Source organism: Microbacterium sp. STRO-1N (assembly GCF_057748015.1).
The window spans coordinates 1,446,986-1,463,771 of record NZ_CM173234.1 but is presented as its reverse complement, the minus strand read 5'-3'; the positions used below and the strand labels follow the sequence as shown (position 1 = coordinate 1,463,771).

Below are 16,786 nucleotides of genomic sequence, written 5' to 3'. Positions count from 1 at the left end.
CTTGTGAGCCACTGCCCGGGTGCAGCATAATAGCAAACATGCAATCTCAAGTCAAGGTGGTCTGCAAGGGCACAGCCCGTTCAGGCCCACACCCGAAGCGCAGGCTGGCGCGATACCAGTGGTCAGCCAGCGATGACACCTGGGAGCGCATAGACCGGCACGGCTCCGACCGTGACGTCTACATCAGGCGGCTGGAGGACGGGTCGTTGGAGAGCTATCCGACACCCCGCTTCAAGTGCCCGTGTGGCCGGGACGAACAGCCCCTCCACGAAGACCTGCAGGAACGCCTCCGGTTGGCGCAGGCCACGGGCGAACTGGTGCTGTAGGCTCGTACCCGACTTCACAACTTCACACCGCTGGTGATCGGCGGCATACAAATCAGGGTCACATTGCGGCATCAAAATGCCTGGATGCTCCAGGTGCCGTGACCGGACATCGGTCGAGCCTCTTCGCGGGGGTTTCTTCAACCCGCAGAGGAAACTCCCGTGTCTATCACGCTTCCACCGAGCGCCACCAAGGCGATCTCTGACATCGCCGTAGGCACACGCCTACACGACCCTGAGCGGGTCGCCAAGGGCCGTCGCGACCTGGCCGAGGCCAAGATCGCCGAAGCCATCGAACGCAACCTTGCGGCAGCGCCTCCGCTGTCCACCCAGCAGATTCACCGGCTGTCGTCACTGTTGCGATCTGGCGGTGCACGATGAGCGCCCCTTTCGAGCCGAACCAGTCCATCCACGATCAGCACCTGGAAACGGCGGTCGACGCCGTGCTGCTGGTGCCCGGTGGTGAGCATCTGTACGGCTACGCCGTGCTCAATGGCACTCGCGACGAACCCGAGTATCGGGTGTACACCTTCCCCGACCGGGAGAGCATGCTGCTGGCGCTGAGTTCGACATTCAACGGGCGCTTGCTGGACCAGAAGTACCACACGATCTACCGCTTCGGCCCTGACCGACCGCTGCGCATGTACGGCGAGGTCGAGTGGGACGACGACGAAATTGAAGAGATCCGCCACCAGCGCGCGCTCCGGGGCGAGGTCGAAGCATGAGCCGCATGCTGCGCGCCGCGTTGCAGCTGGCTGCCGCTGACTGGGCGGTGCTTCCGCTGAAAGGCAAGAAGCCGACCACCGGCCTGACGCCGCACGGCGTTCACGACGCCACCAGGAAGCCGAAGCTGATCCGCGAGTGGTGGGCCGACGACGAGTGGAACATCGGTTGCCCCGTGCCCGAGAACGTCGTGGTCTTCGACATTGACCCGCGCAATGGCGGCTCGCGCCGGGCACTCGAACTGGCAGCCGGGGTGCCGCTGACGCCGACGCTGACGACCCGAAGCGGGTCGGGTGGCTGGCATCTGTACTACGTCCGCCCATGGGAGCGGGTAAGCGGCATGCGGCTGCCTTCAGGCATCGACTTCAAGACCAACGGCTACCTCGTGATGCCGCCGAGCATCCACCCCGAAACCGGCCAGCCGTACAGGTGGAACCGTCGCCCCATCGAGCACATGCCGCTCGAGCTGGCGCGGCTGGTGCTTGAGATGCCTTCCGAGCCGCGTGGTGAAGGCACATACGACATTGGCGGGCTGGTCTCGTGGGTGCGCGCGCTCCCCAAGGGCGAGCGTCACAACGGCCTGCACTGGGCCGCGCGCCGCGTGAACGAGGCCGGGGGCAGTCAGCGACACATTGTCCGATTGATCGAGGCCGCTGAGGACATCGGCTTCACCCCTTATGAGGCTCGCCGCGTGGTCGAGTCCGCACAGAACGGAACGCAGAAGTGACTACCAAGACCACCAGCAAGACGCCCCGTAGGCGCGTGCCCAAGGCGACTCGCAAGGACACCGAACCGACCTTCGGCGAAGACGTAGCCGAGGCGCTGGCCAATCCCGCTCCGAAGAAGGGCAGCGACCTGCTGGCGCGGGAGTTCCCCGATCTGGACTGGATCATCCCGGGCATGGTGCCGGACGGTTGCCACCTGCTGATCGCCGCTCCGAAGATCGGCAAGAGCCTGCTCACGCTCGACCTCGCCATCGCATGCGCCAAGGGTGGCAAGGCGCTGGGGGCGATCAAGGTTCGGCAGCGCCCTGTCCTCGTGCTCGACTTGGAGTCGGGCGAGCGTCGGCTGCAAAGTCGGCTGAAGTCATTGCTTGGCGGACGCCCGCTGCCCGACAGCTTCGAGTACCACACCGATCCGGACACTGCGCTGAATGTGCTGCGCACGTTCCTGGACGAGCACCAGGGTGAGTCGCCGCTGGTCATCCTCGACACCTTGTCGGGCGTGATGGGCAGCCGTCCCCGCGAGATGACGCAGTTCCAGCATGAGAAGGCGACTCTGCAGCCGCTGCAGAAGCTATGCGCCGACGACCCCGGCGCGTCGATCATCGTCGTGCATCACAACCGCAAGGCCAAGGAAGGCGACAGTGTTGATGCCTCGTCGGGCACGCACGGCCTCACTGCCGCCGTTGATGGGATCATCGCGCTGAACCGGCCGGAACGGCGCGAGGCCGAAGCCACGCTGATCTGCGAGCTGCGCGACGTTGAAGGCGACGAGTACGCGATCGTCCTGGGTGCCGATGGCTGGGCGCTCGACGGCCGGAGCCTCGCGGAATCCCGACAGAACGCCATGGAGCGCCACCGCCAAGAAAAGGCCTCGAAGCAGGGTGACCTTGGAACCGAGCTGATGGACCTGCTGCGGGTACACGGTGCAATGTCGCCTGCCGAGGCGTTCAAGGTCTACCGGCGCGATCCGAAGGCCACCGCGCAGGAGCAGTCCGTACGGAACGCACTGAGCCGCCTCCATCGTCGTGGGCTGCTCACGAAGGACCCTGCGGGCACCTACGCGCTAATGGGTGTAACCCCTGAGTTGCCTGAGTTGAGAGTTGCCAAGAAGTCCCCTGATGTCAGTACCCCTGATGTGAGTGATTTGAGAGGTAACTCCAACTCACGTAACTCAGGGGGTAGTGCCAGGCGCACGACTGCTCGGAGGCGGCGATGAACAGGCAACAGCGCCGAGCACAGGCGAGGAAAGCACGGCTCGACCCCCACGCGGTGCAGTACGCGAAGTCCTACAAGTGCCCGGATTGCGACTCGGTCGCCGGCGAGGTGACGCGGGATCAGTTCGGGGTGCATCACGCCACGGTCCTCCACGACCCGACGTGTCCCCGGCTGAACGGCATGACGCCATGAGCACCACACCGGCTGTGTGGCCGGGTCCAACGCCAGGCAGGAGGACACACCCCGCGCCGCAACGTGCATGCGCCCTGCCGCGGAACGAGCCATCTGCTGGTCGCCACGGCTGGCAGCACCGACACATGAATTCACGAATGAGAGGAACAATCATGAGCGCCACGAAAGCACCCGACGCCAATCCGTATCGCGCTGTCGTGCGGGGTGAGGCCGCCGACCTCTACTCCGATCTGACCGAAGCGTGGGAACTGTTGTGGACGCTGCTATCCGAGGGCGACTGCACCCGCGACGAACTGATCGACGCTACCGGCCTCAGCCATCAGATGGTCAAGGCGCTGACATACAACGCACGGCAGGCGGGACTCATCCGCGTGGTGACCGTCACCCGCAAGACCGAGATCGTGCCGAACGTGTGGACAGCATTCACCACGCGGGGCTATCACGCCACGCCGCCCGACGAGGATGGCACACCCTTGGAGCGCTCTCCGGAACGACGGCGACCGTGGGACAGGGCCACGCCGTGACTGCGGAAGACGCCGCATGGGCTGCGCTCAGTAGCGCCCTGGATGAAGTGACCCCTCGCTGCACCGATAATCCCCTGTTCACAGCTGACCGGCTCACGAACGAGGAGCAGGAGGCGTGCGGCTACATCTGTGCTGGCTGCCCCGTGTTCATCCTGTGTGCTGCCTACGCCAAGGCAGCCGGGGTGAAGTCCGGATTCTGGGCAGGCCGTCAGCGATCAGCCAAGCGCAATCGGGCAGCCGACCCCACCGCAGACACCGACGCCGAGGCGGTTACCCCGGCACCCATCACCGAACAGAAGGAATGACCATCATGGCTATCAAGCACACACCCCTCAGCGTCCAGAACGAGCTCACCGGCAAGATCCACGGCTACCACGACCGCGCTGCCAGCATCAAGAAGGCGTACTACGCCAAGCGGCAGGAGATCCTCCGGGATGATCGGCTCACCGACGCCGCTAAGACCGCTGACTTGGCCGAGCTCGACACGGCTACAGGCGCACAGCTCAAGTCCATCAGGGGCGAGCAGGAGGCCTACGTGAGCAACCTCAAGTCCAGCTTGGAGCGGGAGCTGTCGTCGCACCAGAACCAGCCGACCGATGCCGCGTCGGTTATGCTGCGCCGTGACGCCAGCGAGCGTGCACGCAAGATCGAGACCGAGCGTGACGCCCTGGCAGCGCTCCGTGACGCGGTGCACAACGGTGACGAGTCCATGGCACACGCCATCGGCACCCACGGCCGGAACAACGGCTGGGTCGACGTGGCCGACGCCTGGAAAGCTGCGCATCCGTCGACGTCCGGCGTGGCTGAGGCTCTGGCCTACGTCGAGTCGGTCACGTCCGACGGCGCGTACAACATGGCGAACAGCATGTCGTACAAGAGTCCCGCCGAGTAACACAGACCGGGTGCGGGGTACTTCCTTTCAGCCCCTCACCCTCGCCGGGGCGTAGTGACCCCAGCGGCCAGCGCCCCTGCCGATCCGTCTCTCCATCGGTGGGGGCGCTGTGCTGTCTGCTGTGCGCGCCTGGCGTGCGTAGGCAGGCCCGCACCTACCCCGCACGCTGCTATCTCGCCAGCGGAGACGTGAGAGACAGCCGCACCGAGCAGCGCCAGCGGGCCAGCAGCGCACCACGGCAGCCAGGTCAGATTCAGCAGAATGCGCAGTCAAGATGGATGCAAGTTCGCAACTTGCGAAGCTTTGGCGCCTTGAGGCAAGCTTCAGGCGCAAGGCGGTGTCGGACCTTTCCGCCGCACACATGAGGAGGCCACACGGTGATCAAGCACATGATCGGGTACATCCGCGTCAGCACCGAGGAGCAGGAACGTTCCGGTCTGGGAGTCGAGGCTCAGGAAGCCGCGATCCAGGAGGCGTGCGAGCGACGAGGCTGGACGTACGAGCTGTTCCGCGACCTAGGATGCTCCGGCAAGCACGTGAACCCCGAACTGCGCCGCGGACTAGACATGCTGAGCGCCGGTCAGTTCGACGGTCTAATCGTTGCCAAGCTCGACCGGCTCGCGCGCTCGGTGCGGCACGCTTCGGCCATCATCGACTCGGCCATCACACAGAAGTGGGCACTGGTCGTGCTGGACAACGCACTCGACCTCACAACCCCCGGCGGCCGAGCGATGGCGAACATGCTCGCCACCTTCGCGGAGTTGGAGCGTGACTTGATCGCCAGCCGTACCCGAGAGGCGCTGGCCGCTCGCAAAGCACGCGGTGAACACAACGGACGCCGCACCGCTATTCCGGCTGGTGTACTCCGGCGCATCGTCCTCGACCGCGAGCGTGAGGGCCTCAGCTTCTGCCGCATCGCAGATGCCCTCACGGCCGAAGGGGTGCTGTCGCCTACCGGCCTGCCTCGCTGGCATGAGTCCACAGTGCGCCGCGCCTACACATCTGCATCTACTTTGGTGTGACTCGCCGGCAGGCCGTCAGTAGTGCGCGTGCTCTTCTCCCACTGACCACGGGCCATAGATTCCTACCCGCTTTCGCGCGTAGCCGTGGATGACCAACGCGATAACGACGGTGAGCGCCGCTCCTGCGAGACCCACGGCAACACCCCAACCGACTAGGTCAAGGTAGGCCAGCGCGACGCCGACTGCGACGGCGTTGATGCCCAGCCCTCCAGCAAGTGCGAAGGCAAACTCGGCACGAGTACCGCCCTCCATTTGATTCAGCTGGCCGACTCGAGCCCGCCGCACAGGTTCGGCTCCCTCGTGATACTCGTGCGCAACACGGTATCGCTCCGCGAGCAGGCGTACTCCCCTGCGGATCGGGGTCGCCGAGAGCACGATCGAGACCACGACCGCGCCGAGGATGTTCCAGATGTCTGCATCCTTCTGCGCCCACGCGAATGCCTGGGCCGGTCCGAGAAGCATCCAGGCCGCTAGGGGCAAGAACCTCCAACCTGGCACGAGGACGCCCGCGACGAGAGAAGCGTTCGCGTTACGGAGCATCTCCCTGAGAGTCGCTAATCGAGCTTCATTTTGCTCATGCTCAATCGTCTCCAGCAGCCATTTCACTCGGCGCTTCAGAATTGCAGGACGGGTCCCCTGGCCGATCGCCACCACCAGTCCAACCATCGACACGATGGCGGCGAGCGCCTTTGAGGCAACGTCTATGGCCTCCGCTGGGTCGATGCCGTTCACGATGTCAAGTATCGCGAAGCAACGCACACGAGCCGTCTAGGCTCGCGCAACCCCGGTCATGCCGCTCTGGTCGAAGCGCGCGCGGCACTATTCATCCACGCACTCGACTGGCGTCGGTGCGCTTCCAGCCCGAAAAACAGGAGTGGCAACCCACCGTAGATCCGGCGGAAGCCAATTGATCTCGCATACTTCGCGGTTAGAGATATCCGATACCTTGATCCAAACCGGCTTGCGGCTGCGATCAAGCAGGAGTAGCTGACCGGCCTGCTCGCCAACGATGTAGCCAGCAACAGTCTCGCCGGAGGGCCCGGTCGTTATCTGCTCGGACGGCATCCAAGGTTGTCCGAGCAGCGAAACTAGGACCGTTCCGGATACAAGACCTGCCGCCCAGGCCCCGCGACTCTTTCTTGACTTGGGACGAGATTTGCGCCGCGCCCGCCAGATCCTCCCGACAATAACCGCGATGAAAGCGATGGTTACCAGCGCAACCATGATCGGCGTCATGAAGGAGCCGTAGATCAACGGGAGCAGCGCAGTAACCGCGATAGTGGTGCCGAAGACGATCACGCGGGGTGTGCCCGCCTCATGCACCCGATTCACGTGCCCGCCGGGATCCAACACCCAAACAATCGAGAGTCCAACGACCAGAAACAACGCGAGCGTCGTGATGAGTAGCGTCGCCTGGTTGGTAAGCGTCAACACCGCGAAGGCGACCGGCAGATCGAACCGTGCGAAGTACAGAGCGCGCAACACGACCAAGATCGCGAGTGAAAGCGAGACCGCCAGTGCAACATGCTTCGTGGCGAGGTCGCGCGCCCGCTCCAACAAGGTCATGCTTCATTGTGCCCAGCGGGGTGCGAACGTGGCCGCAAGACATCCCGCACGGCACCACTCCCCCGCTAGCAATTTGCTGTTTCAGGCGAAAACGCGCGTCTACGCCTTGCGCCTGAGCCAGAGACAGCTACTCGGAGAGGATCGAGCCACCGCGCGACGGGAACGATCTGTTCACGGCTGACGGAACAGGTCGGCGGCAGGCACATCCAGCGCCCGAGCGAGCCGATGGATGATATCCAGCGTCGGGTTACGGGTGCCACGCTCGATGCCTGACACATAGGTGCGGTCGAGGTTCGCTCGATGCGCGAAGTCCTCCTGCGACCAACCATGCCCGGCCCTGAGCTCACGCACGCGCGCACCGAAGGCGGCTCTGTGGGGTGTGACGGGCATCCTTCAACGCTCACGCTAAGGTGACAATGAGTCCACGGACTATGAGTCACATCAACAAGAGGATCGAGGTAACCGTAGTGAGCATGTCAGCAGGGTGGTACCCGAACGGAGACGACTGGGAGACGTACTGGGACGGGACCGCCTGGACCGATCAGCACCGACAGAAGCAACCGACCCCGCCTCCTCCGCCGACGCCGCCCGTCGCGACGGCTGCTGCTCCCGATGAGACAACGGCGTACTCCGCAGATGGTGCGCTCATGTCGTTCAAGTCGCACATCAACGGCAAGAACGCTGACGTCCAGATCTTCCGGGATCGGATCGAGTGGAAGATGGCACGCGGGGTGTCGGGGGGCAAGCTGACTGCGGGAGTTCTGACAGGCGGTGCTTCGCTCCTGGTAACCGGTGTGAAGAACGGCAAGGCAGGGACCGAGATGATCCCGATGAAGGCGATCAGCGGCGTGACGACCAAGCGCGACGGCATGATCAACACGGTGGTTTCCGTAACGTCGTCGTCGCAGGCAATCGGCTTCCGCGTCTCGCATAAGGAAGCTGAGCAGATTCGGGGGCTCCTGAACCAACTGGTGCTGTCCGTATGATCAGCACCATGTCCCGTACAGCCAAGCTCAGCGTGGCCCTTGCCGCGCTCGCGTTAGCCGCGACCACGCTCGCCGGGTGCACCACCACAGCACCAGCGGCAGTCCAGACGTCCGAGGGGGCCCGCACCGAGCATCACCCCGACCCTCAGCGCTGCACCGGCAGCAGAGACGACAGCAGCGCCGGATGAGGTGACCTGTGCAGCGTTCGGTGATGTCGTGGCCATCGTGGGCAACGTGGACGTCGCGTTCAACGAGGACCGCATGGACCAGCAGGAGCGGAGCGGCTGGCATGCCCTCGCGTCGCGTGTGCTGGCCAACATCCCATCCGCCGGCGAAGGACCCGTGGCCGAAGCGCTTGCGGCGCTCAAAGAGGAAGTGCCTGCAGTCCAAGGCACTGCGCCCACCAACTTCGGCACACCCGGTGGACCCGTGTTCGGTGCCGACCTGTACGAAGCGTGCGCCGATGCAGGGTTCACGGTCGTCCTGAGCAGCTACACCGGAGGTTGATCGCATGTCGCGCACAGCTAAGCTCGCCCCAGCACTCGTCGCGCTCGCCCTTGCCGTCGCGGCGCTGGCAGGGTGCAGTGCCACGACCATGCCCCAGGCGTCTGACGCCAGCTCGAAGCCCGCTGCCAGCCCCACGCCGAAGCCGAGCGCTGCCGAAACCAACGCGGATGCAGGCCTCCCCTCAGGCTACGTGGACGTCGGCCATGGAACCTCTGTCCCCACGGGTAGCCCCGAAGGTTGCGAGACCCCGGCCTACATCCACATCACCGGCATGAGCGCCGAAGTAACCGGGAAGATCGTCGATCAGGGCGCGCGCAACTTCGCCACTGGCACGGTGGGCCTCGATGACAAGGGCAACATCGTGTCCTACACCGTTGCACCCGGCGACGTGGCGACGGTGGTTGGCGAGCGGCTCTGCATCTACAACGGCATCATGCTCGACACGCTCAACCACACACGGGACATTCACCCCGACCAGGTGCTGCGGCTTAACCCCGACCCCGCCGTTACGTGGGTGCCGTACCACAACCCCAATGAAGCAGGCGAAGGCTTCCAGCAGATTCCGTATCAGGAAGCCATCGAGGCGATGGGCCGTGCTTCCGATGCGGGCGACGTGGACACCATGCGGCGCATCTGGAACGAGGAGCTGAAGGCCATGTTCACAGACCCGGCGGTGATCGACCAGATTCAGGAGGCGCTGGACTCGGGCGACCTGACGGTGCTCAACCAGATGTTCTCCTGACTGAGCGAACCGAGGGCGACACCGTAACCTGCAATATGTTGAGAGCATGCCGCCAGAACATGACCTACCCGCGAGGCACCCCAACCACTCGCGATCTTCCTGGTCCAATAGGGCGTTCGAGAACACCCTGCCGCGAGAGTGGGTAGTGCACCCGATAGCGGAAGACTACGGAATCGACCGCCGTGTCGAGGTCTTCGAGAACGGCCGCACAACCGGCATCTTCTTCAACGTTCAATTGAAGTCAACGGATCGAGGAAGTGGGCACCAGCCCGCTGAGTCGATCAAGCGCACTACGTTGAACTATTGGGATCAGACTCCCGATGCGACTCTGGTTGTCATCGGACACGACTCGACCGAGACGCTTTGGTACCGCTGGGCACATTTGCTCCCGCATGACGAGAATCCGGAAACCAAGAGCCGACAGGTGCGATGCGAGAGCATCCTGGATGCGGGTTCAGCGGCCGAGCTGGCAGAGGAAGCCCGTGCCTGGCGTTTGGCTCGGGAACTTACTCGGCACCTACCGATTGACGTCTACCTGACCGGCAGCAGCTTCTATGGGCAACCTGCCGCTCCCCTCAAACGGGCAATCGCGCAGAAATTGTCCGCGCTTCCCTCCTTCTTCCGCGTCGTACACAGCAATCCGTCTCTTCCGTACCTGAGGGTGTCTGTGGAAGAGTCCCGCGTCATGGCGGGCATGCGTGGAAGCTACTCCCGACAACTCACGTGGGAGTTCAATGGCGAGCGCGACTACGGTGCAGTCGGATCGGACATTATCGCCTCGTTGGCACTCTCATGCGCGCATGTCGGAGCCGAAGATTTGTGCGTCCAGCTCTTCAGGCTGGTTGTCGATGACACTCGCACACTCTTCGAAGCATATGATTTCGGGTACGCCGTGGCGCTTCTGACCAGGCGCGGCGAGAGCGCCGCGGTACTAACACTGCTCCGCCGCACCAGCGCTGTTGAGAATCATCCCGCCAGAGACATCGCGCTTGCGGCTATCTCTGCGGCAGGCCCGACCCCAGAGCTTGGAAGAGCTGTTGCTTATACCATTCGCGACGCAGCCAGAGGGTGGGCGCGTCCCGCGATGGGTCTGTACAACGCTGCGAGCGCGCTCAGAACCATCGACCCCGAAGAGTCCATCACGCTTTACGAGGAGGCGGCGGAAGCGGATCCTGCATACCGTAGCCGTGGCTACTGGTGGAGAGAAAAGGGGTCCGCCCACTGGTCTGCGCAACAAACGGGCGAGGCAGAGAACTGTTACCGGAAGGCGATAGAGCTGGGTGAAGCGCGAGCTCAGGCCTATCTCGCCGACGTTCAGATGCGCACCGGCCGCTACCGAGAGGCGCGCGACACGTTCTACGACGCTCCGATCTGGGACGACCCCGAATGCGCGCAGTGGCGCCTGAGCTACAACGCACTTCGATTGATTGTCGATGAGCTGGGGATCGAACAACAAGACAGGAACGGCATCGGAATCCCTGACTTCTACCCGGAGCCCGCCGATGACTCCGCCGAAGCTCTTGAGGCTACGTCCATGGCCGCGATCAGAGCCGACGCACTTAATGGCTGGGCATACACCGGTCTTGCATCCTCGTGGTCAGGTGATCCGGAAAAGAGTTCGTTGCTCGCAAGCTTGACGGCGGCCGTCATCATCAACACTGCGGGCTATCTCTGGATCGACCTCTTGATCGATACGCTGCAGAACGAGAGCGAGGATGATGAGTCACGACTTCGCGTCGCTTACGACGCCATGATTTGCGCCTGGCAATACTTCGGGTCCTCCTTCGCTGAGGAGCTTCTCGAGTATCCGCTGCTAACTGAAGAAGCGCGTAGCCATTTCCTTGAGTTCTTCGAAGCGGTCAAGCTACCGGAACCACCAATGGAGTGGCGACGCCACTCTGATAGTGGAAGCTATGAATCGGACTTCGTCCCAACCGCCCCGCAACTAGATCGATGACGTGATCGGGAGCCGGGTCACAGATCACGTCTCCGGGCGCGCGGAATCCGATGCGTCCCGAGCCATGTCCGAGTCGCTACCTTTGACGCATGGATCGCGCGCCAGCAGATAACGACGATAACGGGTCCGCAGAAGCGGAGCTCTTCAGGGTCGGCCCCGGCTACCTCGCGTATTGGATGCATGTGGCGACGCATCACAGCACGCTGAACGATCGTGAGCGCACCGTCATCCTCGCGTTCGGCAGCGCCCTTGGCGACCTGTTGCGGCACCGCAATTCGGTCGAGTCGGCCCGTCGCCGGGCTATTCCAGTGAGCAGGCTAGACCGAAGCGCTCGACCCAGCGAAGCAGTTCAAGCCGCGCTCATTGACGCCACGAAAGACTTCTTCCTGAGCTACTACGCTGCTGTATCAACTATGGCGAGCCTTACGAAGCGGTTCCCATCGGTTTTTGACAACCCGCCTCATACGAGCAATGAGAAATTCTTAGAGTGGATGGCAGGCATCGGACTCTTCCGACCTAGGTGGGACACGCTACGGGCAGCCAGAGACTTTCGTACGCTCATTGATCATCCGGCGGCGAAGCAGCCTTATAGATGGGCGACAGTGTTCGACCAGGATGGGATCCTGCGAGCAGGTCTGCACGGCCCGGCGGGTGTCACTGGGAACATCCCAGCGGGCTCTCAGCGCGTCGGCGATGGTGACGAATGGGCTGAGGGGGACGCCTGGACATTCGTCGCGCCAGACGAAGATGAAGTATTGACACTTCTCGCGGTGCAGCTCAACGCAATCGTGGATCGCATCCAAGCACAGCGTTTCAATCCGGAGTCGCTTCCATGCGCCTGGGAACCACCAAATGGCGACGGGGACCCCGACGAGGGGTACCCGACCTTTGCGATCGGCAGCGGTGTTATTGCGGGGACTGGGTCGATGACTCCCGACCTCTCACCAGAAGACCGCGAGAAGATCGACGCGATACTTGCTCCGTATGTAGAGGCAATTCGACGAACCCGCTAGACGAAGAGTCAGACTTCAACGCTTACATGGCACCGCTGGCAGAACCACCAAGCCGCCCGAGGTTGCATAGGCTCTAGGCAGTTAGGGCAGTTCGGAGAGGCAACGTCGAGATCATTCATCGGTAAGGTGTAAATCCAATCTTGTGTGGGAGGAGCATCAGGATCTCCTTGCGTCCTGCCTGCTCGATCAGCCCGCGCTTCGCGTCTTCGCGCGCGTCCGACGCCTGCGCATGCAGCACACCGGCCAGCGGTGCACCGTGTTCGAGGGCCGCGACGAGCTGATCCACCGCGCGGGAGAGACCGGGAAGCTGAAGCCGCGATGCCATCTCGCCGAGGGCATCGGCGAGCGGGGATCCGGTGTTCACCGCCAGCACGACCTGGCGCAGTTCCTCGGTGAGCTCTCCTGATCCGACCGCGGCGACCCTGCGGATCGCGTCCAGCAGGCCTTCGCCCGCCGACAGGCAGAGCGCGAGGAACTCGAGCGTCGTCGGCAGCTCCTCGCCGAGCCGGGTCATCCTGGCTCTGGCTCGTGCGGTGAGGAGCATGTCGCAGCCCGCGGCCACGCAGACCCCCGTCAGGATCGGCAGCACCACGGTCGGTGCCGACATCCTTCCGGCGAGCGCCAACGCGATGACGATGACTGCGCCGGCGGTGAGCCCGCCGAGTCCCCACGCCAGTTGACGACCACGGAACGCACTCGCTTCGAGAGGGCTTCCTGCCTGCGCGAGACGCATCCGCAGGGCGTCTCCGCCGCCCACCAGGCGCTCGAAGGCGCCGCGCAGCCGGTCCCACACCGTGCGCCCAGACACCGACAGCACTCCGGCGGTGGGCAGGATCCCCCGCGGCAGCAGCGCATCGGGAACCACATCGCGCACGTAGGGGGCGATCCGCACGCTCAGCGAAGCAGCGCGCCAGCGCGGCAGCGCAGCCAGCACACAGAGAACGCCACCGGCGAGCAGCCCGCCGAGCAGCACGGCGATCGCGAGGTCGGTCACCACCGTCATCCGAACCACCTCTTCGGTTCGGGGAGGCGTCCGATGCGGACCATGATGCGGAAGGCCAGAACCGAGATCGCCGCGCCGGCGACGATCACGAGGACGCCCTCCGGCGTGCCGTACGCCTCGGCGCCCTCTGGACGCATCACGAGCAGCCCGAGGATCACCCACGGCGCGACCACCCCGAGCACTGCGGCGCCGTGGATCCAGGACTGCCGCGCTTCGACCTCGCCGCGCAGAGCGGCGTCAGCCCGCACGGAGGACGACAGCGCCCGCAGCACGCCCGTGAGGTCGGTGCCGCCGACCTGACGCGCCATCCGCAGCGTCTCGATGATGCGGTCCGCGATCGGGTCGGCGAGCGTGGCCTTCAGCCGATCCAGACTCGTCTCGAACCGCCCGGTGGCACGCAGATCCCGCGCGAAGACCGCGAACGCGGGGCGCACGGCCTGCGGTGCCGAATCGGCGAGACCGGCCACGGCATCCGGCAGCGACAGTCCGACTCTGATCGCGGCGATGAGCAGGTCGCAGACATCCGGCCAGAGCTGGCGGCGGGCCTTGCGCAGTCTCAGCCGCCGTCCGCGGAGGTACGTGATGGGTGCCGCCGCTGCGGCGAGCGCGGCGATGACGGCGAGCGCAGCCAGCCCGGTGATCAGCCAGACGACGGATGCCGCGACCGCTGCCAGCGCGACCATCACCATCATCAGTGTGCGCGAACGGACGCTGCCGAGGCCGGCCTCTTCGAGCAGGCTCGTGAGCGCGCCCGTGCGCCGTTCGGGCACGGGCGTGCGCTCGCGCGGCGGCCACAGCCATGGCGATGCGCACAGCAGCAGACCTGCGGCGAGCGCAGCGCCGACCAACAGTGTCATGCGGCGGCCTCCGCGCGATGGATCGCCCTGGTGATGATGCGGCCTTCGACGACCTCACCCGTCGGCGCGAGGACTTCGACGACCCGACGTCGTCCCGCCGCGTCCCGCGCGCAGTGCACGACCAGCGAGACCGATGAGGCGATCGCCGGCGCGATGAAGGAGCGGTCGATGTTGCGGCCGGCCAGCAGCGGCAGGATCGAGAGCTTCTCGAGCGCCTCTGCCGCCGAGTTCGCATGGATCGTGGCGGCGCCGGGCACTCCGGTGTTCAGTGCGAGCACGAGGTCGAGCGCCTCGGCATCTCGGACCTCGCCGATGACCAACCGGTCGGGCCGCATGCGCAGCGCCTCCTTCACGAGCCGCCTGAGCGTGATCTCGCCGGTGCCCTCGAGGCTCGCCTGCCGTCCCTGCAGCGCGACGACATCCGGCCCGTCGACGGCGAGCTCGAACGTCTCTTCCGCCGTGATGATGCGCTGCGTGCCCGCGCAGGAAGCCAGCAGTGCGCCCAGCAGGGTGGTCTTGCCCGCGTGCGTCGCTCCGGAGACGAGCACGCTCTGCCCTTCCGTCATCGCCCTGCTGAGCATTTCGGCGACGTCGGCGGGCATCGCGCCCTGCTGGACCAGCGCGTCGAGCGTCCGGTACCGCGGGAGGAACTTGCGGATGTTGACGGCCCAGCCGCCACGGACCACATCCGCGATCGCGACGTGCAGTCGCGAGCCATCAGGGAGCGAGGCGTCGACGAAGGGTTGGCTGATATCCACCCGCCGCCCGGTCGACTGCAGCATCCGCTCGACGAGGTCGCGGATCACGGCATCCGTCAACCGCAAGGGGATCCGCTCGGTGGCGCCGCCTCGCGCGATGTGGACCTGGTCCGTGCCGTTGATCCAGATCTCCTCGATCGCCGGGTCCTCCAGCAGCGGCTGGAGCGGCCCGTATCCGTTGACGGAGGCCAGGACCTCCCGAACCAGGGCGATCTCGTCGTCGACCATGGCCTCACCGCGAGACAGCGCGAGGTCGTTGTGGCGACGCACCTCCGCCTGCGCGATGCGTGTGGCCTCGACAGGATCGATCGACGGATCGGTGCGATCCGCGCGCAGACGCCGTCGCACTCGGTCGGCGACGACGGATGCTGGATGGCTCACCCGTGCATCCTCGCAAGAATCGGCCGAGGGCCTCGGAAGTTATCCACAGGTGAACTCGACGCGCATCATCCGATCGGCCAGTCGGAACGGATCGGTCGGGCGACGCGCGACGCGCTCGGACGTCGCAGAATCGAAGCGACACTGATTCCGGGAGGTCCCTCGTGCGCCGCAGACGATTCCTGCCCGCCCTCGCGGCGGCCCTCTCCCTCGTGCTCGTCGCCTGCACGGCGGACGCCGAGAGTTCCCGACCGAAGTCCCCCGAGGAGAGCACCGTGCACGAAGAAGCTTCCACCCTGCGTGCGGTCGACGCTTCCCTGATCGCCGCGGCCTGGGCGAACGATCTTCCGCGCGCGGCCGAACTGATCGCCGAAGGTGCGGACGTCGACGCGCAGGATGAGACCCAGCAGTCCGCCTACCTCGTCGCAACAAGCGAGGGGTATCTCGACCTGCTGCGGCTCACCCTGGCCGAAGGGGCGGACGTCGATGCCAAGGACAGCTGGAACGGCACCGGTCTCATCCGTGCCGCCGAGCGCGGACACGGTTACGTCGTCGGCGAACTCCTCCAGTCGGGGATCGACCGCGATCACGTGAACCGGATCGGATATCAGGCGGTCCACGAGGCGATCTGGCTCGGCGAGGACACCCCGGAATACGCCACGACGCTTCGCGCCCTGGTCGCCGGCGGTGCGGAGCTCGACCGGCCGTCCGGCAGCGAGCAGCTCACGCCGCTGCAGATGGCCGAGCAGCGCGGACGCGCCACCGGGGAACTCACCCTCCGGACCGCGCTCACCTCGCCGGCGCCGGCAGATCCGGATGCCGCTCTGCTGGTGGCCGCCGAGTCCGGTGATGCGGATGCCGCGGCCATCGCCCTCCGGGCCGGAGCCGATCTCGAGACGAGGGATGCCGAGCTGCAACGCACTCCGCTCATGCTCGCCGTCATGACCGATCAGGTGGCCGTCGCCCGGTTGCTCGTCGCCATGGGCGCCGATCCGGACGCCTACGACTACCGCCGTGACACGCCGTGGGTCATGACGGGAGTCACCGGAAGCGTTCCGATGCTCGAGGCGCTGCTGCCGGGAAAGCCCGACCTGGCCATCGCGAATCGCCGCGGCGGAACCCCGGTCCACCCGGCATCCGAACGCGGCCACGTCGACTACGTCCGCCGCGCCGTACAGCTGGACATCGACCTGAACAGGGTCAACCTGAACGGGTGGACCGCGCTGCTCGAGGCCGTCGTCTTCGGCGACGGCGGGGCGGGGCAGCAGGAGATCGTCCGCCTGTTGCTGGCGGCAGGCGCCGATCCCGGCATCCGCGACGCGAACGGCCGAAGCGCGCTGGATCATGCGCGCGAGCGCGGCTTCGACGAGATCACCGCACTGCTGGGCGGGTGACCGGGTCTC

The 16,786-nt window shown here is 65.2% G+C and carries 20 protein-coding genes; 14 read left to right on the top strand and 6 right to left on the bottom strand.

All coding sequences use genetic code 11. The features are described 5' to 3' along the window. Positions 1–485 precede the first annotated feature (485 nt). From AC3ANJ_RS06785 to AC3ANJ_RS06750, 8 genes are all read left to right on the top strand, one after another. Positions 486–704: a hypothetical protein gene (locus tag AC3ANJ_RS06785; RefSeq protein ID WP_488318819.1), complete on the top strand. Its 219-nt coding sequence runs from the start codon at positions 486–488 to the stop codon at positions 702–704. Then, positions 701–1,048 (top strand): hypothetical protein, encoded by a 348-nt coding sequence (locus AC3ANJ_RS06780; protein ID WP_488318818.1) that lies wholly within the window; start codon positions 701–703, stop codon positions 1,046–1,048. The genes AC3ANJ_RS06785 and AC3ANJ_RS06780 overlap by 4 nt, the downstream gene beginning before the upstream one ends. Further along, positions 1,045–1,773: a bifunctional DNA primase/polymerase gene (locus tag AC3ANJ_RS06775; RefSeq protein ID WP_488318817.1), complete on the top strand. Its 729-nt coding sequence runs from the start codon at positions 1,045–1,047 to the stop codon at positions 1,771–1,773. The genes AC3ANJ_RS06780 and AC3ANJ_RS06775 overlap by 4 nt, the downstream gene beginning before the upstream one ends. Beyond that, on the top strand, positions 1,770–2,987 hold the full coding sequence (locus AC3ANJ_RS06770) for an AAA family ATPase (protein ID WP_488318816.1): 1,218 nt from the start codon (positions 1,770–1,772) through the stop codon (positions 2,985–2,987). Before AC3ANJ_RS06775 ends, AC3ANJ_RS06770 begins: the two co-directional genes overlap by 4 nt. Positions 2,988–3,330: 343 nt before the next feature. Next, the gene (locus AC3ANJ_RS06765) at positions 3,331–3,702 is read left to right on the top strand and encodes a hypothetical protein (RefSeq protein ID WP_488318815.1); all 372 of its coding nucleotides are present in this window, start codon (positions 3,331–3,333) and stop codon (positions 3,700–3,702) included. Then, positions 3,699–4,007: a WhiB family transcriptional regulator gene (locus tag AC3ANJ_RS06760; RefSeq protein ID WP_488318814.1), complete on the top strand. Its 309-nt coding sequence runs from the start codon at positions 3,699–3,701 to the stop codon at positions 4,005–4,007. The genes AC3ANJ_RS06765 and AC3ANJ_RS06760 overlap by 4 nt, the downstream gene beginning before the upstream one ends. A gap of 5 nt (positions 4,008–4,012) precedes the next feature. Further along, positions 4,013–4,594 (top strand): hypothetical protein, encoded by a 582-nt coding sequence (locus AC3ANJ_RS06755; protein ID WP_488318813.1) that lies wholly within the window; start codon positions 4,013–4,015, stop codon positions 4,592–4,594. 377 nt (positions 4,595–4,971) lie between these two features. Next, positions 4,972–5,616, top strand: a complete 645-nt coding sequence (locus AC3ANJ_RS06750) for a recombinase family protein (protein ID WP_488318812.1) — start codon at positions 4,972–4,974, stop codon at positions 5,614–5,616. Between the two features lie 15 nt (positions 5,617–5,631). On the opposite strand, the gene AC3ANJ_RS06745 is transcribed toward AC3ANJ_RS06750, so the two are convergent. The 3 genes from AC3ANJ_RS06745 to AC3ANJ_RS06735 all read right to left on the bottom strand — a co-directional run bounded on the left by AC3ANJ_RS06745 (position 5,632) and on the right by AC3ANJ_RS06735 (position 7,572). Further along, positions 5,632–6,348, bottom strand: a complete 717-nt coding sequence (locus AC3ANJ_RS06745) for a hypothetical protein (RefSeq protein WP_488318811.1) — start codon at positions 6,346–6,348, stop codon at positions 5,632–5,634. An 87-nt stretch (positions 6,349–6,435) separates the two neighbouring features. Beyond that, on the bottom strand, positions 6,436–7,182 hold the full coding sequence (locus tag AC3ANJ_RS06740) for a hypothetical protein (protein WP_488318810.1): 747 nt from the start codon (positions 7,180–7,182) through the stop codon (positions 6,436–6,438). Positions 7,183–7,353: 171 nt separating this feature from the next. Further along, positions 7,354–7,572 carry a helix-turn-helix domain-containing protein gene (locus tag AC3ANJ_RS06735; RefSeq protein ID WP_488318809.1) on the bottom strand — a complete coding sequence of 73 codons (219 nt, stop codon included), beginning with the start codon at positions 7,570–7,572 and terminating at the stop codon, positions 7,354–7,356. Positions 7,573–7,829: 257 nt separating this feature from the next. Here AC3ANJ_RS06735 and AC3ANJ_RS06730 point away from each other — a divergent pair, with 257 nt between their 5' ends. The 5 genes from AC3ANJ_RS06730 (at position 7,830) to AC3ANJ_RS06710 (ending at position 12,387) form a co-directional block, all read left to right on the top strand. Continuing rightward, the gene (locus AC3ANJ_RS06730; RefSeq protein ID WP_488318808.1) at positions 7,830–8,168 is read left to right on the top strand and encodes a hypothetical protein; all 339 of its coding nucleotides are present in this window, start codon (positions 7,830–7,832) and stop codon (positions 8,166–8,168) included. A gap of 189 nt (positions 8,169–8,357) precedes the next feature. Continuing rightward, positions 8,358–8,675, top strand: a complete 318-nt coding sequence (locus tag AC3ANJ_RS06725; protein WP_488318807.1) for a hypothetical protein — start codon at positions 8,358–8,360, stop codon at positions 8,673–8,675. 4 nt (positions 8,676–8,679) lie between these two features. Beyond that, positions 8,680–9,417: a hypothetical protein gene (locus AC3ANJ_RS06720; RefSeq protein ID WP_488318806.1), complete on the top strand. Its 738-nt coding sequence runs from the start codon at positions 8,680–8,682 to the stop codon at positions 9,415–9,417. Between the two features lie 145 nt (positions 9,418–9,562). Further along, complete coding sequence (locus tag AC3ANJ_RS06715; protein WP_488318805.1) at positions 9,563–11,374, top strand: DUF4365 domain-containing protein; 1,812 nt, start codon at positions 9,563–9,565, stop codon at positions 11,372–11,374. Positions 11,375–11,463: 89 nt separating this feature from the next. After that, positions 11,464–12,387, top strand: a complete 924-nt coding sequence (locus AC3ANJ_RS06710; RefSeq protein ID WP_488318804.1) for a hypothetical protein — start codon at positions 11,464–11,466, stop codon at positions 12,385–12,387. Positions 12,388–12,502: 115 nt separating this feature from the next. Here AC3ANJ_RS06710 and AC3ANJ_RS06705 read toward each other — a convergent pair whose 3' ends face one another. From AC3ANJ_RS06705 to AC3ANJ_RS06695, 3 genes are read right to left on the bottom strand one after another with little or no spacing between them, the layout of a single operon-like run. After that, positions 12,503–13,390, bottom strand: a complete 888-nt coding sequence (locus AC3ANJ_RS06705; protein WP_488318803.1) for a type II secretion system F family protein — start codon at positions 13,388–13,390, stop codon at positions 12,503–12,505. Continuing rightward, entirely contained in the window at positions 13,387–14,247 is an 861-nt protein-coding gene (locus tag AC3ANJ_RS06700) for a type II secretion system F family protein (RefSeq protein ID WP_488318802.1), read from the bottom strand. Before AC3ANJ_RS06700 ends, AC3ANJ_RS06705 begins: the two co-directional genes overlap by 4 nt. Continuing rightward, complete coding sequence (locus tag AC3ANJ_RS06695) at positions 14,244–15,386, bottom strand: TadA family conjugal transfer-associated ATPase (protein ID WP_488318801.1); 1,143 nt, start codon at positions 15,384–15,386, stop codon at positions 14,244–14,246. The genes AC3ANJ_RS06700 and AC3ANJ_RS06695 overlap by 4 nt, the downstream gene beginning before the upstream one ends. Before the next feature lie 161 nt (positions 15,387–15,547). Between AC3ANJ_RS06695 and AC3ANJ_RS06690 the strand changes: the two genes are divergently transcribed. Further along, complete coding sequence (locus tag AC3ANJ_RS06690; protein WP_488318800.1) at positions 15,548–16,777, top strand: ankyrin repeat domain-containing protein; 1,230 nt, start codon at positions 15,548–15,550, stop codon at positions 16,775–16,777. Positions 16,778–16,786 lie beyond the last annotated feature (9 nt).